Source organism: uncultured Psychrobacillus sp. (assembly GCF_938022135.1).
GTDB lineage: Bacteria > Bacillota > Bacilli > Bacillales_A > Planococcaceae > Psychrobacillus.
In genome coordinates, this window is sequence record NZ_CALIED010000063.1 from 1 (window position 1) to 20,556 (window position 20,556).

A 20,556-nucleotide genomic window follows, 5' to 3' on the forward strand; every position below is an offset into this window, starting at 1 on the left:
GCTTTTCTCCATTTGCCTGTCGGGGCAGACATAGGCGCTTGCGCTTTTCTTGTTTAAGCTCTACTTCCCAGATGAACCAAAGCCCCCTCTTCCTCTATCAGATTCGGTTAAGCTTTCCGTTTGCTCTATTTTCACTTGTAAAACTGGAGCTATAATCATTTGAGCGATCCTCATATGTTTTTCTACTGTAAAGTCTTCTAAACCATGATTTATTAATATGACTCTAACTTCTCCTCTGTAGCCCTCATCTATCGTTCCAGGACTATTTAAAACGGTGATGGAATGCTTTAACGCCAAACCACTTCTTGGTCTAACCTGTGCTTCTGTTCCTTTGGGCAGTTCCATCTCAATTCCTGTTCTGATTAATGCTGATTTTCCAGCTTGTATTACCTTTTCTTCAATTGAATACAAATCCATTCCTGCATCGCCTTCATTTGCTCGGTTCGGTACCATTGCATCTTCATGAATTAATTTTACTTTTAATGTTTGTTCCATTTAAATCCTTCTTTCCTTTGTATAGATTTATATGTATTGTGAAAAAATATATTTATTTTCTTTCAAAAAAAATAAATTATTTTGAAACCAAACTACTTCTTCTATCGTATAGCAGGTATCATGTATTTTACAAGGAGGACATTTTAATGGTCCATATTATACGATTACTAATAATTATACTTATTATATATGTATTCTATAGAATATTACGCTATTTATTTGATCCGAGACGAAAGCTGGACGAAGCAAATGAAAAAGAACAATATTATTTCTATGACGATATAAAAAATGTACGCAAAAATTTCTTTATTACGTATAAAGGTGCCATGTTTGAGGGCGAAAAATATCTTGGTACTACTGATCAGGCTTTCGAGGTAGTATCTATTTTCATTTGGATTAAAGATCCTTCTAAACTACAGGGATTCACAAAAGAGGACTTTTATTTCCTGCAAAATGAAATACGAATGAATTACCCGAACGCTAAAATAAATTGGAAGAGTCCAATTGAACAGTTGATGAAGGAACAGGATTAAAAGCATTTCATTTTTGAAATAATGTCGGTAGATTAAGTAATCAGGACTAAACTACCTTGTAAAAAAATAACTCGACTTTGCTGGTTGCTATCAATCAACAAAGTTGAGTTATTTTAGAGTTAAATCAAAAATTAAATAATGTTGTAATCGCAAAATACACTACGATTCCCAGAATAAATATACCTGCCAATTTCTTAATAGATAATCCCCCTTTTCATCACGAACAACAGTTAAGCTAATCGGACAATTTCTGAAATGACGGCTTGAACGTCTTCGGTATTCTTAATCACGTATAAATAATCCGCTTCCTCTTCAGATGGATCAGTAACGTCTTCTCCATTTTGACGCATCAAGACTTCCTCAAAATTTAAGGCAGTCCTTAAAATAGAAGTGCTTCTCTCACTAGTATTTATCCTTTCTAATAATACCTCTTCCGGTATATTAAAGTTCACGACAATTGTCGTAAAGCCAAGACTCTTATAATAATCTAAAAATCTTACTCTACCACCAATACCTCTATTAGAGTTACATAAAATTAGATGGCAATCAGTTTCATTTACTGCATAATCAACAATCATTTGGGTTAGTCCGTATTTTAACTTATTGCTTGCAGTCTTAGGTAATAGGCTTTTGTAATGAGTATTTAGAAATTCCGCATGATTGTCCTGATCAATCACGACTGAGTTTGGTAGATGCACTTCTAATGCCTTGGCAAATGTAGTTTTTCCACTATGTGTTTTTCCAACGGTCATTATAACAATTCTTTTTTTCATATGATTGACTCTTTATCTAATGAGATCAATAAGTTCTCGACGTTAAAATATGTACTAAGAGGCTCTTTTCTCCCTGCCTCATGCCATTGATTATATTGTTTAAATACTTCCAAAGGATTATTATTCGCTTGCTCTTCCACTAGGTATTGGATGGTTAAAAAGCTTCTACAATAATCAAACATGATGCTAGTTATATCATAAGAATAAGAGTCGGTTCCAAATTGATCTATACTTCTACTTACAAACTTTTCATTGAAATAGGCCACAACTGCACTTTCTACTTTAGTGATTGTTTCAAACGATTCAGGGGTCATTAAATTTTTTCGAGCAATATAGTCGCACATTCCTTCTTCAAACCAAATACTTTCTCTTTCTTCATCAAACTCATCTGGGAACAAATCGATATGGTGAACCATTTCATGGCCAGCTATTGTCAGGATATCCTCCTCTTTAAAATTCCGATAAAAATCCTTTATAACCTCATTTTCCACGTTCCCATATATATTCATAAAAAAATTTCGCCATTCCATAATATCTGGAGTCATATAGACTAAGTGCCGATTTGTATACGCTGGAATGGGAACATCTGAAAAGACACTGGTTGCTATGTCCCCTGGAGTCCAAATGAATCCTCTCGGAGAATCATTTAATTCATATTCTTTTTCTAATAAGGCTTTAAATTCATTCAGTTTTACTTTAAAGGATTCTATGATTTCTAGATATTTAACTGCTTCATATGGCGTTTCAAATGCATAAATATGCTTCATTTCATCCATCACTCCATTTTATTGTAAATTGAATCAATCATTAATATGATTTTTATAAGAATGTAGAATTGATTTCAGCTATGGCGACGTCTTCTCTATCTCACTACGCGCGTTGCCGCTTATTGCTGCAATCCATAGTTAAATTATATATTAATTTAATTAAAAATTCATATTTTTGTAAAAAACTCCATCGCTAGTCATACTATTTCTGCCAGCTCTAAGCTCCTATTTATGATTTTCATTATTTTTTTCCAATAAAAAAGAACCTAACAATCTAGGCTCGTTCTAAGGCTTACACTCATTTCTTACACTCAAAGGAATATTCACTTGTTAGGTTATTATGTATTTCCAAGGTTGAAGCTCCCCCTGCTTCAGTGCAACCGCTGGTGAGTAAGTTAATTTCCTTTGTATTAAAATAACTAGATGTAACAGTTAGAAAAAGGAGCCCCGCTACAACCACTCCTATTAAACCTATTATTGATAGCAAATACTTATTGTATTTAGTCATTATCTCAGTCCCCTCATTAAATTTATACGAATTACCTTTTCGGAAATATGCTTTCTACTACTGAGTCTAGAATACGATGGGACTGTTATCTGTTAGTAACCAAACAATTAGAAATACGTACACGATCAATAGCATAAGAAAACCTACTCGAAAGCTAGTATGCAATGTTTTATGACGAAATAGCTGCATCCCTAAATAGGCTCCTATTCCTCCACCAAAGATTGCGAAAGTCCATAATGTTTTTTCCGATATCCGTTGTCCCCTTTTCTTCGCTTGAGACTTATCATAGCCCATCAAAACGAACGCTGACACCGACATTAATAAAATAAAAATAAGAATCACATTAACCATAATAATCCTCCTTAGAAAAGCATAAGCCCCTATCTCTGCCCCGACAGGCAAATGGGTAATACGAGGAGGCAGCTCTCCAGCCACCGCAGTATTTTTCCATTTGACCCCGAGGGGCAAGGGGCTGAAGCTAGACAATATGAAAAGCGTAAGCCCCTATCTCTGCCCCGAGGGGCAAGGGGCTGAAGCTAGACACCGAGAAAAGCATAAGCCCCTATCTCTGCCCCGACAGGGAAACTAAATTAGATTGTAAAAAAAGGCTGATAGAAAATCTATCAGCCTTTTCATCTAACTTATTTGTTGATTGCTTTTTTTGCTAAATCAGCAATTTGTGTAAATGCTGCTGCATCAGTTACAGCTAATTCAGCTAACATTTTACGGTTTACTTCGATTTCAGCTAATTTCAATCCGTGCATTAAACGGCTGTAAGAAAGTCCGTTCATACGAGCTGCCGCATTGATACGTGTGATCCATAGTTTACGGAATTCACGTTTCTTTTGACGACGGTCACGGTATGCATACATTAAAGATTTCATAACCTGTTGGTTTGCTACTTTATATAATGTATGTTTAGAACCGTAATAACCTTTAGCTAATTTTAATACCTTTTTACGACGCTTGCGCGTCACTGTTCCGCCTTTTACGCGTGGCATGTTCATTACCTCCTGCTATTCTTTCGAATAATTTGATTTCGTTTAAATTATTTCATGTAAGTAAGTAAAGTTTTGATACGTTTGTAATCGCCTGAAGAAGCTACTTTAGTTTTACGTAGTTTACGTTTAGCTTTAGTAGATTTGTTAGCGAATAAGTGGCTTCCAAAAGCACGGTCATGTTTTAATTTACCTGTACCCGTTTTTTTGAAACGCTTTGCAGCTCCACGGTGAGTTTTCATTTTCGGCATGTCGAATTCCTCCTAAACAATTGTACTCTATTACTGTTTTTCGTTCTTCGGTGCAAGCACCAAGAACATACTGCGTCCGTCCATTTTCGGTTTTGACTCGATAGTGGATACTTCCGCACAAGCTTCTGCAAATCTATCTAAAACTCGTTGTCCGATCTCTTTATGAGTAATGGCACGACCTTTAAAGCGAATAGATGCTTTCACTTTGTCTCCTTTTTCAAGGAACTTGATCGCGTTTTTCAATTTCGTTTGGAAATCATGCTCATCGATAGTCGGGCTCAAGCGAACCTCTTTCATTACGATAACTTTTTGATTTTTACGAACTTCACGATCTTTCTTTTGCTGCTCAAATTTGAATTTACCATAGTCCATGATACGAGCGACCGGTGGCTTGGCTTGAGGAGCCACAAGGACAAGATCCAAATTTACACGACCTGCTATTTCAAGTGCTTCGTTACGTGTTTTTAAACCTAATTGATCACCATTTTGATCAATAACGCGTAGTTCGCGTGCTCGAATGCCATCGTTCACATACATGTCTTTGCTAATAATGATCCACCTCCAGATAGTGTCGCGAATACATGGTTTGGGCATAAATTCCGTAGAAACGAATCAGTCACGCCGTTTTCGATCCAATAAAAAAGCGAGCAGACATCTGTTAATGTCTGCCCGCCGATATGAGAAATATGTAGCAACTACATATTACAGTCGATCGTGTGCTTACCAGTCAACAACCAATGTGTCGAGCAGGTGAGAAGCGGGCAGCCTCTTCTTATACCACAAACTTGTATTCAATAACCTAAATAACTATACCATCCACAAAACTATTTGTCAACAATATAATTATATAATTAATTATGTGCTACTTCTTCTTGCAGACGAGCTAAAAATTCGTCGAAAGGAATACTTTCGGATTTTTGCTCTCCATATTTACGAACGTTTACATTACCTGATTCTAACTCTTTATCTCCTAGCACTAGCATATAAGGAATCTTTTGCATTTGTGCTTCGCGAATCTTGTAGCCAAGCTTTTCTTCACGGTCATCCATTTCTACACGGAACCCAGCTGCAACTAATTGCTCTTCAATTTGCTTAGCATACTCGAAATGTACTTCATTAGAAACTGGAATAATCTCAACTTGTACTGGTGCCAACCAAGTCGGGAAAGCACCTTTGTATTCTTCAATTAGGAATGCAACAAAGCGTTCCATAGTAGAAACTACTCCACGGTGAATAACAACAGGACGATGTGGTTTTCCATCTTCTCCTACATATGTTAGATCAAAGCGCTCTGGTAGTAAGAAGTCTAATTGAACTGTTGATAATGTTTCTTCCTTACCAATAGCAGTTTTCACTTGAACATCTAGTTTTGGACCGTAGAATGCAGCTTCGTCTTCTGCTTCAATATAATCTAATCCTAATTCATCCATAGCTTCTTTTAGCATGCTTTGAGCTTTTTCCCACATTACGTCGTCATCAAAGTACTTTTCTTTATTGTTAGGGTCTCTGTAAGATAAACGGAATGAGTAATCTTTCAAGTCAAAGTCTTTATAGACAGAGATGATTAATTCAACAACCTTTTGGAATTCCAATTTAATTTGATCTGGACGTACAAATAAATGGGCATCGTTCAACGTCATCCCACGTACACGTTGAAGTCCTGATACTGCTCCAGACATTTCATAGCGGTGCATTGTTCCTAGCTCCGCGATTCGTAGAGGAAGGTTACGATAAGAATGCATACCGTTTTTGAAAATCATCATATGGTGCGGACAGTTCATTGGACGTAATACTAGTGTTTCATTGTCCATCTCCATAGGAGGGAACATAGAGTCTTGGTAATGCTCCCAATGTCCTGATGTCTCATAAAGTTCTTTAGACCCTAAAACTGGTGTGTAAACGTGTTTGTAACCAAGCTTTAGCTCCTTGTCTACAATATAACGCTCAATTACGCGTCGGATAGTTGCACCGTTTGGTAACCATAGAGGTAAACCTTGTCCAACCTTTAAAGAGTTAGTGAAAAGCTCTAGCTCCTTACCAATTTTACGATGGTCACGTTCTTTTGCCTCTTCCAACATTTTAAGATGCGCTTGAAGGTCCTCTTTTTTAAAGAAGGCAGTTCCGTAAATACGTTGAAGCATTTTATTGTCACTGTTACCTCTCCAATATGCTCCTGCAATGCTTAACAGTTTAAACTCTTTTAGCTTTCCTGTAGAAGGAACATGAACACCACGGCAAAGGTCAAAGAAATCTCCTTGCTCGTAAATCGAAACTTGTTCTCCAGCTGGTATCGCTTCAAGAAGCTCTACTTTATACTCATCATCCTGAAACTTTTCAAAAGCTTCTTCACGAGAAACGTCATGACGAATAATTTCGATGTTTTCATTAATAATTTTTTTCATTTCTTTTTCTATTAAAGGTAAGTCATCAGCTGTAATTGGCTCTGGTGAGTCAATATCATAGTAGAAACCATTTTCAATAACTGGTCCGATTCCTAGCTTAACATCTTTAAATAGACGCTTTACAGCTTGTGCCAGTAAGTGAGCTGAACTATGACGCAGAATTTCTAACGCTTCATCTGACTCAGGAGTAATAATCGCAATCTCTCCATCCTCAGTAATCGGTGTTTTAAGATCGATCAGCTGACCGCTTAATTTACCTGCTAAAGCTTTTTTTCGAAGCCCTGGACTAATAGATTGTGCTATTTCTTCTGTAGTTGTTGATGAAGGAAACTCTTTTACTGCTCCATCTGGAAATTGTAACTTAATAACATCTGCCACGTTGAACACTCCTTAATAATTTTGGATTAAGTATCAGCCTAAAATCGCTCTTCCCTTGAGCAGATTAGCTGGTTTAGGTAAGACGATTATTTTAGACAAAATAAAAAACCCCGTCCCGGTAAAGGGACGAGGTTTAAATCGTGGTTCCACCCTTCTTCTATCTATACGAATATAGACGAAGCTTTGCATCGGTTAACGGACCGGTGACCGGCAAGCTGCTACTACAATTTCACAGCTGCTGCTCGGAGGTGGTAAATCGATTGCCGGTACTTAAGAAGCTTTCAGCCAAGGCTTCTCTCTCTAAAAAGTCGTACAAACTGATTATTATCCTCTTCAACGCATCTACTTGTTCTTATGAAAATGATTATACGCCACGACTTTAGCATTTGCAAGTAGTTATTTATGCTCTCTCCAGTTCTTCCCTTGAAGAGCAACTGGGATAGTCAGCGCTTTGATCCGTTCCATAATACGTCCTGCTTTTACTACCTCTTTTTCTCCTCGTTGCGTATAAGAAAGATGATGCTGTAATTCATCATAGTTAAAGTTAGAAGACATAAAGGTCGGAAGCTGTTCTGACATCCTGTAGTGGAGAATAGTTCCTATAATTTCATCACGAGTCCAGCTAGACATTGTTTCTGCACCAATATCGTCTAGCATAAGCACAGGTGCTTTTTTTACAAACTCTACTTTTTCAGGTAGAGATTGATCTTGTATAGCCTGTTTCATTTCGCGAAGAAATTCAGGGACGTATACAACTACTGAATGAATATGTCTCGCTGCTAGTTCGTTTGCTAGTGCGCCCAATAAGTAGGATTTACCGACACCAAACTTCCCGTAAATATAAAGTCCTTTTGCAGGCAATTTATTTGTTCGTTCCCATTCATTTAAGAAGTCCTTAGCAGCTCGAACTGCTACAACACGGCTATCATCTTGTAAGTCTAAGCTTGAGAGACTAGCCTCCATCACCTCTTTAGGCATATGAATACTGTCTATCATAGAGGTCACTTTTTTACGCTCATCCTCTATAACCCCTCGTTTACACCTTACATACTCAACATCTATTAGGCTTCGGTCTAACACTAGCTTCGGCTCATAGCCCTTCATAAAATTCGCACATTCGTCTAAGGAAGGACAGCCCTTGCAATCATGAGACTGTGATTTATATTCATATAACTTACTCAAGCTCCGATTGATTACCTGTTTAGATATTTCATCTGAGTTTTCCTCTATAAATGCTTGTATATTTGGTTCCTCTAATACTTCCTGCTGCAGCTCATCCAATCGAGAAGTAAATTCAGGAGTGACTACTCTTTTGAGCGTTTCATTAATCCGTTCCATTTCCTTCACCTACCTTTTCATCATTCCTAGTTCTTCTAATAGCTTTTGTCTTTCAGCATCTATATCTTGTATGCCATTCGTTTCTTTTCCTGTACGCTTTAACTCGTCATCTTTTTTATAAAACCAGTCTGGCACCTTTTCTTCTCTAGTCGGTTTTTTCGAATATGTCTTTTGCTTAGATCCTTCGCTTTTCCATTTCATGTACTGCTCGTGCTCGTTTCTAGCTAATTCCATAGCTTCCTTAGCTGTTTTAACATCCTTGCGCATCCAGTGAGAAGCAATCTTTTCTGCATAATTCTTCGTCAGCTTCATGTCCGTACGAAGAAGCACATATTGTAACAGGACATTAACTACCCCGATAGGCATTTTATAATGCGTAACAAAATAATTGGCTAACTGAACGTCTGCAAGTATAGGTTCTTTCCCATTTGCAATATCCTTCAAGACCTTTGCAGGAGCAGTCGTTTCCAAATATTGAATCAGCTCTTCTTCTTTGGTTAGTTTCTTTTCGTCTGTTTGTACTACTTTCGAAGCTGGTTCTATTTTTTGAATAACTGGGGCAGTGCGAGAGACCGTTAACTTATAATACTCTGCACAAGCTTTTTTCAATCTAGCATCCGAAAGACGAAGTTCATCATCCAAAGCTAGAATAACGACCTTTTGCATTTCTACTGGCGATAGATTATACAAAAATGCAAGCTTTGCAATTACTTCCTTAGCTTCTGTTGTCATGGCAGACTTCGGAACTAGTTGCTCAGATAGGCCATCTTGTAGCAAGGAGAAATCGAAATCCTCGTAATAGAAAGGTACAGAACTATTTCGTGTCTTTGACTGAAAATTTTCTTCCGTTGATGCAGGTAAACCTGTTTTAGTAGTTGGTTTAAAAACATCCACAAAGGTTCTTGAGACGTCTGTATACTCATGTTGCCAGTTAGACGTTTGAATGTAACGGCTTCTAAGCTGTTTATATGCACTTTCCCCAATTTTGTTTAGTAGGAACATGGATAACAAAGGATCCTTTAGAAAAGATTCCGCATCTAGAGGAGCTTCAAGTTCATAGCAGAAGCTGCGTCCATCTCCATTGGGCTTTTGCCATGTGCGCAGCAGGCCAATTGCTTCTAGCGCTATTCTCGCTTGAAAAACTTTTCCCAATGATAAGCCAAGGACATTTAATAAATGATAATGTGTCCATTGGTTTTCACTTTGCATTTCTCCATCAGCCCATAACGTCAAATAAAGGCTCATGCTTTCTGCTCCGACTAGTGGCTGATAAAATAACGTTAGCAGCTGACGATCATAATCAGAAAAAGAATACGGCAAGCGAATCATATATGTATCTGTCGAGTGTAGCTCCTTATATAACATCACTTGTTTACCTACTCCTTAAATAATTGCTTATAATGAAGGATTCTTTTTTAAGATCTCCTTTAACTCATCAATGAAAACATTTATGTCTTTAAACTGGCGATATACGGAAGCGAATCTTACATAGGCAACCTCATCAATCTCAGCAAGCTTGTCCATGACCTTTTCGCCAACTTCCTCTGATTTAACTTCAGAGTTACCTGTTCTTCTTAGTTCCTTTTCAATATAAAACACAACTTCCTCTAATTGGTCAAGTGCAACAGGTCTCTTTTCACATGCACGTATTAGCCCTCGCAATATTTTCTCTCGGCTGAATTCTTCTCGAGATCCATCTTTCTTTACGACAATTAAAGGAGTTTCCTCTACCTTTTCAAAGGTCGTGAAGCGAAACCCACAATCTTCACACTCTCTCCTTCTTCTAATTGCCTTATTATCATCTATCGGTCTGGAATCGACCACTTTAGTGCCATTAAATTGGCATGCTGGGCATTTCATAGAACCTCTCCTAAACGTTTGCTTTAATTTTGTATACCTATTATAACAACTTTTCCTCATAAAATCGAAAAAGCAGAGGAATAAATTCCTCTGCTCACTCAGTTTTGTTCATGTTTCATTACACTTGAACTGTCATGCGTTCTTTAGGTGCCTTGACTGGACCCATTCCACGTGGCATTTCGAGCGTTTCGCGTGTTCCAGCATTAAGAGCATCTGCAATATAGTTAGCCGCGATTGATGGATCTAAATCACCACAAGTATACACATCAATGCTTGCATAACCGTGCTCTGGAAAGCTGTGAATCGTTAGATGCGACTCGGAAATTATAACGACTCCACTTACACCTTGTGGTGCAAATTTGTGAAATGCAACTTCTCTAACTTCTGCACCTGATTTTAGTGCAGCATCAACAAATGTTTGTTCGATAAATTGCATATCGTTAAGTTTGTCGAAATCGCACTCCCATAGTTCTGCAATAATGTGACGTCCCATTGTCTCCAATGTCCGTTTCCCCCTTTGATAAGTTTTATTTTTAACATCAAAGTTGACTACCACGGGGGAAAGTTAGTCCTAAGAGGTCCTAACCCTTTAAGTAGTCTATGTACTAGAAGTACACGATTTCCATTATAAAACATTTTAACTAATAGTGCAATATAAAAAAACCTCTTTCTAGTAATACTAGAAAGAGGTAGGTATTATGTTAATATTAGGAAAAAATATTCATTAGTAAAGCATAATGTCAGACTCAATTAAATTAAATAATAAGTTATTCCGATATTACAATCCACTTGCAACTTTTTTAGCTAAGTCTACCACTCTTGCAGAATAACCCCATTCATTATCATACCAAGCAAGTACTTTAACTTTTGTTTTACCCATTACCATAGTAGTCAGTCCATCTACAGTACTAGAATTAGTAGTTGTATTGAAATCAATCGAAACCAATGGCTCATGCGTAATTCCCAAAATGCCCTTCATAGAGCCCTCGGCTGCTTTTTGGAACGCAGCATTTACTTCTTCCGCTGTCACTTCTTGTTGAACATCCACAACTAAATCTACTAAAGAAACATTAGGAGTAGGAACGCGTAAAGCCATTCCATGAATCTTTCCTTCTAGCTCTGGCAATACAAGTGAAAGGGCTTTCGCTGCACCGGTCGAAGTAGGAATAATAGATTGCCCGCATGAACGCGCACGTCTTAAATCTTTATGGGGATTATCTAAATTATTTTGGTCATTTGTATAGGCATGAACTGTAGTCATTAAACCGTTTTCAATACCAAAGGCATCGTTTAATACTTTTACTACTGGTGCCAAACAATTAGTTGTACAGCTTGCATTTGAGATGATTTGGTGATTTACTACGTCTAGCTTTTCATCGTTAACACCAATGACAATCGTTGCGTCTTCATTTTTGGCAGGGGCTGTAATAACAACCTTCTTAGCCCCAGCTTTTATGTGACCAGAAGCTTTTTCTCCATCATTAAATTTACCAGTAGATTCAATTACGATATCTACATTCAATTCTTTCCATGGAAGCTTTTCTGGCTCACGCTCGTTGACGATCTGTACATGTTTACCATTTACGATTAGAGCATTATCCCCAATCTCAATTTCTCCAGAGAAAGTTCCATGTGTAGAATCATATCTTATTAGGTGAGCTAAAGTTTCTAATGGGTATCTAGCATTAATAGCTACTACATTAAGTTCCTCTTGTACGATCGCTTGGCGAAATACCATTCTACCGATTCTTCCAAAACCATTGATTGCAATTGAAGCTGACATATAATAAGTCCTCCTATAACGTGTGATACTTTTTCTTTTATATTCATGCATTAGTATAACACAATTTTAGAATTATGTAGCCTTAAAATACCCTGTTTTTAAATTCGTTATTTTCAAATAATTATTACTTCCAAGCTCTAAGAATTTTTTCTAGCTGCTCCCTAGTTGACTCCAAAGTGCCGTTATTATAAATGACAGCATCTGCACCCTTTTCCTTAATAGAAAGTGGCAATTGTGATTGAATTCTTGCTTTTGCTTCCTCTTTGGAATAATTATTTCTAGCCATTAGCCTGTTCAGTTGAGTTTCTTCTGATACAGTAACGACAATAATTTTATCCACGTAAGATTGGAGCTTACTTTCAAAAAGCAATGGGATATCCATAATAATAACCGGGTGACCCGCTAGTAACATCTTCTCTTTTTGGCTCATCATTTCCGCACGAATGGCTGGATGCATGATATCATTCAGCTGCTTTCTTTGGGCGGGAGAAGAAAAAATTATTTCACCTAGCTTTGGGCGATTCAGTTCTCCATCCGGAGTAAGTATCTCTTCTCCAAAAACCTCCGTAATTGCCTGAAGAGTATCTGTTCCTTTTTCCACAACGATTCTTGCTACAAGATCTGCATCAATAATGGGATATCCCATTTCCTTTAACATATTTGACACCGTACTTTTGCCGCTAGCGATACTTCCAGTCAATCCAATGATCATGATGAATCCTCCGTTACTTTTGGCACGAACCACAATAGGTAGATGTTCGGCCAGCTATTGTTTTCTGCTTGGTAGCTTTCCCACAGATTGGGCAGCTTTTTTTGCTATACATTTGTAGTCTATGCTGCATCGTTCCTGCTCCGCCATTTATAGAACGATAATCTGAAATAGTACTTCCACCATTTTCAATGCTGTCTAATAGCACTGCTACAATTTCATGGAACAACTGAATTTTTCTAGCTTTACTAATTCTTTTTACTGTCCGTGCAGGATGTATTCTAAGATTAAATAATGCCTCTGTAGCATATATGTTGCCACAGCCTGAAACGACATGACCATCCATTATAAATTCCTTGATTGCCTTGTTTTCATAACGAGGTAAGCTGCTCATATAGAGGAAATGCTCTAGTGCATGATCAGCAAAAGGCTCAGGGGCCATCAAAAGTAATGGGGGATAATCTGCCTCTGTTTCTAATAGACGCAGCTCGCCAAAGCGACGTATGTCCGCATATACAAGCATGTCTCCCTCTTCAAAGTTAAGCGTGACGTGACTATGCTTTTTAAATTTTTCCTCCAAGATGTCATCCAAAGTCCTTACATAAAACCACGCACCCGACATGCCCAAATGAGAAACAAGCAGAAATGGTTCTCCATTTTGGTTTTTCAAATGAAAGTAAATATATTTCGAGCGACGTTCAATTCGAGCGATCACCATACCAGGAAGAGCAGCTTGGAATGTCTCCACGTCTGCTCCCTTGATAATAGCTTCCTTTCCAACTTGCTTTGATTTTATGATGGTTGGAGAAACATCCACTGATTGAATCAACTTACCTGTGACAACAGGCTGAAGTCCTCGAACAACACCTTCCACCTCTGGTAATTCTGGCATACATAAAACTCCTTACTTTGTATCGTACCAAGATGATCCAAATGCATACTCCACTTTTAGAGGAACGTTTAGCTCAATCGCAGACTCCATTACCTCAGGAACAATCTTCTCGAGCAGTGCAATCTCTTCTGGAGGAGCCTCGAATATTAGCTCATCATGTACTTGAAGAAGCATCTTGGTTTGCATGTTTTCTTTTTTAAGTCGTGCTGCCATATCAATCATCGCTTTTTTAATGATATCTGCTGCGCTTCCTTGTATAGGCGTGTTCATAGCTGTGCGTTCAGCAAAGCTTCTCAAATTAAAATTAGAGCTAGTTATTTCCGGCAAATATCTTCTGCGATTCAAAATGGTCGTAACGAACCCTTTTTGCTTAGCTGTTTGAATACTGTCATCCATATATTCCTTTACCCCTGGGAAGCTTTTCAAATACTTTTCGATAAATATAGCAGCTTCTTTACGAGTAATATCTAAGCTTTGAGATAGACCGTAATCACTAATTCCATAAACGATACCAAAGTTAACTGCTTTTGCTGCGCGGCGCATATTTGAATCGACAGCGTCAGCCTCGACATGGAATACATCCATAGCTGTTTTAGTATGGATGTCCATATTATTTTTAAAGGCTTCCACTAGGTTTGCATCCTCTGCCATATGGGCAAGCACTCGTAGCTCTATTTGAGAATAATCGGCTGCAAACATTACCCATTCAGGATTACTTGGTACAAACGCTTTACGAATTTTTCTACCTTCCTCAAGACGGATTGGAATGTTTTGTAAGTTAGGATTGATAGAGCTTAAGCGTCCAGTTGTTGTTAGCGCCTGTTGGTATCTCGTATGAATTTTCCCGTCACTCTCATGGATTTCTTTTAAAAGTCCTTCGATATAGGTTGAATTTAACTTCCCTAATTGACGGTACATTAGAATTTGTTCAATAATTTCATGCTCACTAGCTAGTTTCTCTAACACATCAGCTGCAGTAGAATAGCCAGTCTTCGTTTTCTTAATAGGTGGCAGCCCTAGTTTTTCAAAAAGGATAACGCCAAGCTGCTTTGGTGAATTAATATTAAATGCTTCTCCCGCTAAAGCATGGATGTCACCTTCAATTTGCTTCAGCTTGATTTCTAAATCATGGCCCATCTCAACAAGTACTTGCTTATCCACCTTTACTCCATCTGATTCCATTGTTCCTAAAATAGATGCTAGTGGTAATTCCAACTCCTTGTATAACTTAAATTGTTCATTTTCTTTTAATTTCTTTTCAAGTATAGGTTTTAAATGCCATAAAGCCAGTGCCTTTCTAGTGGCATGCTCCGCAAGCTTCTCTTGCTCGGGAACAGACTTTTTGGCTCCTTTTCCGTAAATTTGCTCATTGCTTAATACGTTATAATAACCATATTCTTTCCCTATTGTTGCAACATCATCTGCAGTCAAAGAAGCATTATCTATATAGGCTGCCAGTGTTAGGTCAAACTCCACCCCAGCAATGCTTACTCCATGTTTTCTGCTTACTGCTTGCGTTGCTTTTGAATCCACCACATATTTTATTTTGGACTCATCCTCTAGCCAAGCACAAAATTCTTTTGATTGGAAAGCTGTTTCGCCAGGAATAAAATAAGATTTTTCCCCATCTGACAATGCAATGCCCAATAAATCCGCTCTATGGTACTGTTCATCATATAATTCTAAGTGCAGGGACATTTCATCTACTAAGAAACTAGAGTTCACGTTCTCTACAATTTCAAAAGTCATTTCCGTGGTAGAATGCTCCTCTGCCACATACTCCGTTTTTTCCAATAAAGTTTTAAAGGATAGCTCCTTCCATATGGAAATGACGTCATCCATGTTTGGACCACTATAAGTGATATCCTCAAGTGACACATCGATAGGAGCGTTTATTTCAATAGTTGCAAGCTCCTTGCTCATCTTCGCCTGCTCTTCATTGGCTATAAGCTTTTCTTTTAGCTTAGCACCACTAACTGAATCGAGTGCTTGGTATAGTTGCTCAACAGATCCATGCTCCTTTAAAAGTTTAATGGCTGTTTTTTCACCAACGCCTGGAACTCCCGGAATGTTATCAGAGGAATCCCCCATTAATCCCTTCATATCGATGATTTGAAGTGGTGTAAGTCCGTATTTTTCTTGAACGTGCTCTGGTGTATATTTCTCTATGTCTGTTATTCCTTTTCTCGTAATATACACTGTAGTCGAATCAGTAGCTAGCTGAGTTAAATCCTTGTCACCTGACACAATGACAACCTGCTGTCCCTTCTTTTCAGCCTGTCGACTTAGAGTCCCTATAATATCGTCTGCCTCGTACATTTCCAGCTCATATCGTTTAATGCCATAAGCATCTATAAGCTTGCGTAAATATGGAAATTGCTCTGAAAGCTCGGGTGGAGTCTTCTGTCTTCCTCCCTTATATTCTCCAAAAGTTGAATGGCGGAAGGTAGTTTTCCCTGCATCAAATGCCACGAGCATGTGTGTAGGATTCTCTTCATCCATAATTTTTTGAAGCATCATTGTAAAGCCATAAACAGCGTTTGTATGTATTCCATGTTCGTTCGTTAATAAAGGAAGGGCAAAGAATGCACGATAAGCTAAACTATTCCCATCTAATAATAGAATTTTTTCGGATGACATGAATTATTCACTCCTTAGTTATATTGTTTTCCATTAGCTTGTACAACGTATTAAAAAACGGTATTTTATATTTTAAAAATAAAATCGTCATTCCCTATATCTTACCACGACAGTAAGGGGAATGACGATTCATATACTATTCTAAGTATCCAGATAGGATGTTGGCATAAGGTGAATCGGACGGAATAACAATCATCGTATCTTCACCGATTGTCTTCTTATAGGATTCTAATGTTCTATATAAAGAATAAAATTCAGGGTCCTTTGAAAAGCTAGTATTATAAATTCTTGCAGCCTCCGCATCCCCTTCAGCTCTTAGAAGAGCAGCCTCTTTTTTAGCTTCAGCTATCATCTTCGTAACTGTACTATCCGTTTCCGCTTCAATTCTTCTCTTATCAGCATCACCAGTAGACAAAAACTTTTGAGCAACACTTTCACGGTCGGAAATCATCTCGTTATATACAGACTGCTCATTTTCTTCTGGCAGGTCGGTTCTTTTAATACGGACATCTACTACTTCTATTCCATATTTATCTTTAGATAGAAGTTCATTTACTTCTTTAGTAATCTGGTCATTTAAACTACCACGCGATGAATTTTCATCATTAATGATTTCACTATAATTTAATTGACCAAGCTCTGATCGCACTACTGAATATATAAATTCCTCCATACGAGAGCTTGCATTCACTATGTTTCCTGCATTAGAAATCATGTCCTTTGGATTGACTACTCTCCAAACTGCATAATTATCGATAATTATACGTCGCTTATCCATTGTATTGATCTCTGCCTCAGATAAATTATGATTCATTTGGTATTTTGGAATGGTCGTTACACTTTGTATAAATGGTATTTTCATATGCAGGCCGGGAGAATCTTTAATACTTTTAATCTCACCGAACTGACGAATAACTCTATATTCCCCCTCCTTGACTACATATATATTAGCGAGGGCAATTACTGCAAGTACAAAGACTACAAAAATTGAAATGAACGATTTAGTATGCTTTTTATAATCAATGGGAGTCTTTTCTTTTTTAGGTTTGTTAGGCACAGTTTTAAACTTTGACTCTAAATTTGCAAAAGGGTTATTGTTATCTGACATTATTGTCCACTCCCTTCTTCAGGCTTTTTCTCAGTAGTAGTGCTAGGCGGTGGTGCACCTTGTTTAGAGGACTCTATTTGTTGAAGTGGTAAATACTTCATCGTCCCACCTTCATCATTCATTATATAAATTTTAGCATTAGGCAAAACAGCTTCCAATGTTTCCATTACTAATCGCTGTCTAGTGATTTCCTTATTATTTTGATATTCGGCATATAGCTTATCAAATAAGGCAACATCTCCTTTTGCCTGTTCAATACGTGCTGTTTGGTAGCCTATAGCCTCTGATTTAATTGCATCCACTTCACCTTCAGCCACACTAACCTTTTCATTTACATACTTTTCTGCCTGGTTTACTTTTGTATTTTTAGTTTCTTCCGCATCCGTTACCGCTGTAAATGCAGCCCTAACTTCTGCATTCGGTAGCTCTACGTCTTGTAGCTTTACCGTCAACACAGTAATACCAATTTCATATTTATTAATCAATGAAGCAAGCAACTCATTTGTATCTGCTTCAATTTGAGCCTTACCTGAAGTTAAAGCATCATCAATTTTCGAATTTCCGATTACTGAACGAATAGATGCTGAGGTTGCATCATGTAACATTTCCTTTGGATTTTCAGAATTAAACAAGTACGCTTTAGGATCTGTGATTTTATACTGAACAACCAAGTCTGTTAAAACGATATTGTCGTCTCCAGTAATCATTTTAGTATCCTTATCATAGGAAGTGATTTCCCCATTCGCGTCTTGCTTATAACCAAACTGTAAACTGAAGGTTTCTTTCGATAGCTTTTCTACCTTCTGTATTGGCCAAGGAAACTTAAATTTCAATCCTGATTCTGTTATTGGCTCGCTTGCATCTCCAAATGTAATGACTATTGCTTGTTCGGATTCATCTACTGTATACCAAGATGTAAATACTGCGGATAGAAGAACAATGCCAACAATAGATACAGCGATAATAGTCAACAATCTTTTTGTACTCATATTTTTCCCCCTTCTCTATGTATAGTTATTTTACGGACCTGATGAAGGAAAGTTTCAAAAATTTCAAAAATGCCTATTTCTTTTTGGCTCGGCTTAGATAAGGGGTGTTTTTGTAGAGCGGTATTAGAAATAATTAGGTTAAGTTAAAGAAGGAATAATCCATTATGGATGGAATTTAATATATAGTAAAATTTTTCAAACAATCAAGGGGATCATATGGAATCTAAATTAATTATTATTAGAGGTAACTCTGGGAGTGGAAAAACTACAACTGCCAAAATACTTCAAAACCATTTGGGAAGTGGGACGCTTTTAGTTTCTCAGGATGATGTTCGACGAAATATGCTGAACATTCATGATCAAAAAGGCAATCTCTCGATGGATTTGATACAGCACATCACTGAATACGGTAAAGATAAATGTGAATTTGTTATATTAGAAGGAATCTTGAGTAAAAAAAGGTATGGTGAAATGCTTCGTAACCTAATAGATTTTTACAATGGGAAAGCATATATCTATTATTTTGATATACCATTTGAGGAAACAGTAAAACGCCATAACATACGTTCGAAAAAGGCTAAATTTGGGGAAGATTCGTTACGAACTTGGTGGACTCCGAACGATTCACTTGGAACGGATGGCGAGACAATACTAACGACCGGTATGTCTCAAGACTCGGTGATGAAATCAATTTTAAATCATTTGCAAAAATAATTAGAGATGATTTGCTACAGTTCATGTATGGATATATTGAGAGATAAGCCATATATCATTTCAAAAGTTGTTGTGCCTATATAGATCAATAGTTAATCTAAACCGTGTAGAGACATTATATAGTGACAAATTTTATTTGTAGGGTGATAAATCGATGATCGGAATAAGCATTGCAACGAAGTGGGAATACGAAGCGACCTTGGAATACTTTAGCATAAAAAATAACGAACGTTTCAGTTACCCATACGGTGAGTATTTCATAAGAACAATTAATGATACTGTACTCGTTTTCTATAGTACGGGTGTCAGAAAAGTAAATGGTGTTGGTGGCAATCAGTATATGATTTCTAAATTTAATTTAGCTAAAGTCATTGTTGCTGGAACATGTGCAGGAATAGATGAGAAGTACAGTAATTTGGATATTTTTGTACCCAATAAAGCCGTTCAATATGATTGTACAGTAAAAGAAATTGAGCCATTTATTAAACAATCCTTCATAGTCGATATTGATTTATCTAGATATGGAGGAGATGATTTTTATACAGGAACAATTGGGACGGCGGATAAAGCAGTAGTTATGTGGGAGGACTATTTAGAACTTAAAGAAAACGAAATAACAATAGCCGATACAGAAGCGAGTGCAATTGCTTATATCTGTAAGAAGAATGATGTTGAATGTATTATTATTAAAGGAATATCTGATTTTCCAACAGATGAAAGTAACACTGATAAACTCCAATCGAACATGGAACAAATTAATGTTTATTTAGAAAACACACCCAAGGTTATGAACAAAATATTTGGAAACTATTTAAAAAGATTTATTTAAATAAATTTCAAGTTTCTTAAAACTTCTTTGCAAGGGAAACGTATTTAAATAAATTGGCAGGTTAGTTTGGAGGGAGATTTATGCTCTATGATAACATCAGTCAGTTCTTAATAAATTTATTCATTTGGTGGGGTTTCCTACTCATCTTTCAAAGATTGAACAATCGTTATCCCAAAAATAACACTTGGAAAAAAGATATAATATCAACTTTCATTCAAAGTATGGTAGTCTTACTTGTTTTGTTTCCTGTTTTATCTATCATTTTATAATCGTGTGTTAGATATACTTTGATAATTTTGGTGAAGTTACTTGTTCAAATGAGGAGCATTTTAATAGATGAAGTTAAAGTAAGCTTAAAGATAATGTTTGTAGCAAGCAATTTATAATGTTTTCTTTTGGGCCACCCCTCCTATGATTGTAGCGCAGGCGGCGACTCCTGTGGGATGAGTGAGACAGATAAGACATCACAACCACGCGGTGGCTTATCGCTCACCCCACGGAAAGCGTCCGCCTAGAGCGGAAATCTGCCTCTCACATACCATGCTTTTCTTTGGCATCGGCAAAGACACGCTCGATCGTCTCTTTACGC

Annotated in this window: 22 protein-coding genes and 2 other annotated features; of the genes, 3 read left to right on the top strand and 19 right to left on the bottom strand. The window is 37.3% G+C overall.

Going from position 1 to position 20,556, the window contains the following annotated elements:
- Positions 1 to 60 precede the first annotated feature (60 nt).
- Entirely contained in the window at positions 61 to 495 is a 435-nt protein-coding gene (gene dut / locus Q0371_RS12055; protein ID WP_169360294.1) for a dUTP diphosphatase, read from the bottom strand.
- Between the two features lie 146 nt (positions 496 to 641).
- On the opposite strand from dut, the gene Q0371_RS12060 reads away from it, so the two are divergent.
- A complete protein-coding gene (locus Q0371_RS12060) occupies positions 642 to 1,028 on the top strand; it encodes a sigma-w pathway protein ysdB (RefSeq protein WP_251553376.1) in 387 nt (128 codons plus the stop codon).
- Positions 1,029 to 1,258: 230 nt separating this feature from the next.
- On the opposite strand, the gene Q0371_RS12065 is transcribed toward Q0371_RS12060, so the two are convergent.
- The 18 genes from Q0371_RS12065 to hflK all read right to left on the bottom strand — a co-directional run bounded on the left by Q0371_RS12065 (position 1,259) and on the right by hflK (position 18,424).
- Positions 1,259 to 1,801, bottom strand: a complete 543-nt coding sequence (locus Q0371_RS12065; RefSeq protein ID WP_298471404.1) for an AAA family ATPase — start codon at positions 1,799 to 1,801, stop codon at positions 1,259 to 1,261.
- A complete protein-coding gene (locus Q0371_RS12070) occupies positions 1,798 to 2,568 on the bottom strand; it encodes a hypothetical protein (RefSeq protein ID WP_298471407.1) in 771 nt (256 codons plus the stop codon). Before Q0371_RS12070 ends, Q0371_RS12065 begins: the two co-directional genes overlap by 4 nt.
- A 298-nt stretch (positions 2,569 to 2,866) precedes the next feature.
- Positions 2,867 to 3,076 (bottom strand): hypothetical protein, encoded by a 210-nt coding sequence (locus Q0371_RS12075; protein WP_298471410.1) that lies wholly within the window; start codon positions 3,074 to 3,076, stop codon positions 2,867 to 2,869.
- 66 nt (positions 3,077 to 3,142) lie between these two features.
- Positions 3,143 to 3,427, bottom strand: a complete 285-nt coding sequence (locus tag Q0371_RS12080) for a DUF1294 domain-containing protein (RefSeq protein WP_298471413.1) — start codon at positions 3,425 to 3,427, stop codon at positions 3,143 to 3,145.
- Between the two features lie 290 nt (positions 3,428 to 3,717).
- Entirely contained in the window at positions 3,718 to 4,077 is a 360-nt protein-coding gene (rplT, locus tag Q0371_RS12085) for a 50S ribosomal protein L20 (protein ID WP_169360298.1), read from the bottom strand.
- A 47-nt stretch (positions 4,078 to 4,124) separates the two neighbouring features.
- Positions 4,125 to 4,325 (bottom strand): 50S ribosomal protein L35, encoded by a 201-nt coding sequence (gene rpmI / locus Q0371_RS12090; protein WP_053588661.1) that lies wholly within the window; start codon positions 4,323 to 4,325, stop codon positions 4,125 to 4,127.
- 30 nt (positions 4,326 to 4,355) lie between these two features.
- The gene (gene infC, locus Q0371_RS12095; RefSeq protein WP_251553479.1) at positions 4,356 to 4,877 is read right to left on the bottom strand and encodes a translation initiation factor IF-3; all 522 of its coding nucleotides are present in this window, start codon (positions 4,875 to 4,877) and stop codon (positions 4,356 to 4,358) included.
- Between the two features lie 81 nt (positions 4,878 to 4,958).
- Positions 4,959 to 5,105: a sequence feature (ribosomal protein L20 leader region), on the bottom strand.
- Between the two features lie 71 nt (positions 5,106 to 5,176).
- On the bottom strand, positions 5,177 to 7,105 hold the full coding sequence (gene thrS / locus Q0371_RS12100) for a threonine--tRNA ligase (RefSeq protein ID WP_251553372.1): 1,929 nt from the start codon (positions 7,103 to 7,105) through the stop codon (positions 5,177 to 5,179).
- Between the two features lie 119 nt (positions 7,106 to 7,224).
- Positions 7,225 to 7,451: a binding site (T-box leader), on the bottom strand.
- A 50-nt stretch (positions 7,452 to 7,501) separates the two neighbouring features.
- Positions 7,502 to 8,443 (bottom strand): primosomal protein DnaI, encoded by a 942-nt coding sequence (dnaI, locus tag Q0371_RS12105; RefSeq protein ID WP_169360300.1) that lies wholly within the window; start codon positions 8,441 to 8,443, stop codon positions 7,502 to 7,504.
- A 9-nt stretch (positions 8,444 to 8,452) separates the two neighbouring features.
- A complete protein-coding gene (locus tag Q0371_RS12110) occupies positions 8,453 to 9,808 on the bottom strand; it encodes a DnaD domain protein (RefSeq protein WP_169360329.1) in 1,356 nt (451 codons plus the stop codon).
- Between the two features lie 30 nt (positions 9,809 to 9,838).
- Positions 9,839 to 10,303, bottom strand: coding sequence for a transcriptional regulator NrdR (gene nrdR, locus Q0371_RS12115; protein ID WP_169360301.1), 465 nt, complete (start codon positions 10,301 to 10,303; stop codon positions 9,839 to 9,841).
- Between the two features lie 118 nt (positions 10,304 to 10,421).
- On the bottom strand, positions 10,422 to 10,805 hold the full coding sequence (gene speD / locus Q0371_RS12120) for an adenosylmethionine decarboxylase (protein WP_169360302.1): 384 nt from the start codon (positions 10,803 to 10,805) through the stop codon (positions 10,422 to 10,424).
- Positions 10,806 to 11,081: 276 nt separating this feature from the next.
- Complete coding sequence (locus tag Q0371_RS12125) at positions 11,082 to 12,086, bottom strand: glyceraldehyde-3-phosphate dehydrogenase (protein WP_169360303.1); 1,005 nt, start codon at positions 12,084 to 12,086, stop codon at positions 11,082 to 11,084.
- A 124-nt stretch (positions 12,087 to 12,210) separates the two neighbouring features.
- Positions 12,211 to 12,798, bottom strand: coding sequence for a dephospho-CoA kinase (gene coaE, locus Q0371_RS12130; protein WP_298471433.1), 588 nt, complete (start codon positions 12,796 to 12,798; stop codon positions 12,211 to 12,213).
- A gap of 13 nt (positions 12,799 to 12,811) precedes the next feature.
- The gene (gene mutM / locus Q0371_RS12135) at positions 12,812 to 13,687 is read right to left on the bottom strand and encodes a bifunctional DNA-formamidopyrimidine glycosylase/DNA-(apurinic or apyrimidinic site) lyase (RefSeq protein ID WP_298471436.1); all 876 of its coding nucleotides are present in this window, start codon (positions 13,685 to 13,687) and stop codon (positions 12,812 to 12,814) included.
- A 12-nt stretch (positions 13,688 to 13,699) separates the two neighbouring features.
- A complete protein-coding gene (gene polA / locus Q0371_RS12140) occupies positions 13,700 to 16,327 on the bottom strand; it encodes a DNA polymerase I (RefSeq protein ID WP_298471439.1) in 2,628 nt (875 codons plus the stop codon).
- A gap of 136 nt (positions 16,328 to 16,463) precedes the next feature.
- Positions 16,464 to 17,435, bottom strand: a complete 972-nt coding sequence (locus tag Q0371_RS12145; RefSeq protein ID WP_169360307.1) for a protease modulator HflC — start codon at positions 17,433 to 17,435, stop codon at positions 16,464 to 16,466.
- Positions 17,435 to 18,424 (bottom strand): FtsH protease activity modulator HflK, encoded by a 990-nt coding sequence (gene hflK / locus Q0371_RS12150; RefSeq protein WP_298471442.1) that lies wholly within the window; start codon positions 18,422 to 18,424, stop codon positions 17,435 to 17,437. Before hflK ends, Q0371_RS12145 begins: the two co-directional genes overlap by 1 nt.
- 216 nt (positions 18,425 to 18,640) lie before the next feature.
- Between hflK and Q0371_RS12155 the strand changes: the two genes are divergently transcribed.
- On the top strand, positions 18,641 to 19,138 hold the full coding sequence (locus tag Q0371_RS12155; RefSeq protein WP_298471445.1) for a kinase: 498 nt from the start codon (positions 18,641 to 18,643) through the stop codon (positions 19,136 to 19,138).
- Between the two features lie 154 nt (positions 19,139 to 19,292).
- Entirely contained in the window at positions 19,293 to 19,967 is a 675-nt protein-coding gene (locus Q0371_RS12160) for a permease (protein ID WP_298471448.1), read from the top strand.
- The last annotated feature ends 589 nt before the right edge of the window (positions 19,968 to 20,556 follow it).

What these genes read in the sequence shown, in the direction of transcription:
- Q0371_RS12125 (WP_169360303.1), bottom strand. Translation starts at nt 12,086, where the DNA reads ATGTCAGCTTCAATTGCAATCAATGGTTTTGGAAGAATCGGTAGAATG.
- Q0371_RS12080 (WP_298471413.1), bottom strand. Translation starts at nt 3,427, where the DNA reads ATGGTTAATGTGATTCTTATTTTTATTTTATTAATGTCGGTGTCAGCG.
- mutM (WP_298471436.1), bottom strand. Translation starts at nt 13,687, where the DNA reads ATGCCAGAATTACCAGAGGTGGAAGGTGTTGTTCGAGGACTTCAGCCT.
- dnaI (WP_169360300.1), bottom strand. Translation starts at nt 8,443, where the DNA reads ATGGAACGGATTAATGAAACGCTCAAAAGAGTAGTCACTCCTGAATTT.
- Q0371_RS12155 (WP_298471445.1), top strand. Translation starts at nt 18,641, where the DNA reads ATGGAATCTAAATTAATTATTATTAGAGGTAACTCTGGGAGTGGAAAA.
- Q0371_RS12160 (WP_298471448.1), top strand. Translation starts at nt 19,293, where the DNA reads ATGATCGGAATAAGCATTGCAACGAAGTGGGAATACGAAGCGACCTTG.
- Q0371_RS12070 (WP_298471407.1), bottom strand. Translation starts at nt 2,568, where the DNA reads ATGAAGCATATTTATGCATTTGAAACGCCATATGAAGCAGTTAAATAT.
- dut (WP_169360294.1), bottom strand. Translation starts at nt 495, where the DNA reads ATGGAACAAACATTAAAAGTAAAATTAATTCATGAAGATGCAATGGTA.
- nrdR (WP_169360301.1), bottom strand. Translation starts at nt 10,303, where the DNA reads ATGAAATGCCCAGCATGCCAATTTAATGGCACTAAAGTGGTCGATTCC.
- Q0371_RS12110 (WP_169360329.1), bottom strand. Translation starts at nt 9,808, where the DNA reads ATGTTATATAAGGAGCTACACTCGACAGATACATATATGATTCGCTTG.
- Q0371_RS12065 (WP_298471404.1), bottom strand. Translation starts at nt 1,801, where the DNA reads ATGAAAAAAAGAATTGTTATAATGACCGTTGGAAAAACACATAGTGGA.
- rplT (WP_169360298.1), bottom strand. Translation starts at nt 4,077, where the DNA reads ATGCCACGCGTAAAAGGCGGAACAGTGACGCGCAAGCGTCGTAAAAAG.
- hflK (WP_298471442.1), bottom strand. Translation starts at nt 18,424, where the DNA reads ATGAGTACAAAAAGATTGTTGACTATTATCGCTGTATCTATTGTTGGC.
- Q0371_RS12075 (WP_298471410.1), bottom strand. Translation starts at nt 3,076, where the DNA reads ATGACTAAATACAATAAGTATTTGCTATCAATAATAGGTTTAATAGGA.
- coaE (WP_298471433.1), bottom strand. Translation starts at nt 12,798, where the DNA reads ATGATCATTGGATTGACTGGAAGTATCGCTAGCGGCAAAAGTACGGTG.
- Q0371_RS12145 (WP_169360307.1), bottom strand. Translation starts at nt 17,435, where the DNA reads ATGTCAGATAACAATAACCCTTTTGCAAATTTAGAGTCAAAGTTTAAA.
- polA (WP_298471439.1), bottom strand. Translation starts at nt 16,327, where the DNA reads ATGTCATCCGAAAAAATTCTATTATTAGATGGGAATAGTTTAGCTTAT.
- rpmI (WP_053588661.1), bottom strand. Translation starts at nt 4,325, where the DNA reads ATGCCGAAAATGAAAACTCACCGTGGAGCTGCAAAGCGTTTCAAAAAA.
- Q0371_RS12060 (WP_251553376.1), top strand. Translation starts at nt 642, where the DNA reads ATGGTCCATATTATACGATTACTAATAATTATACTTATTATATATGTA.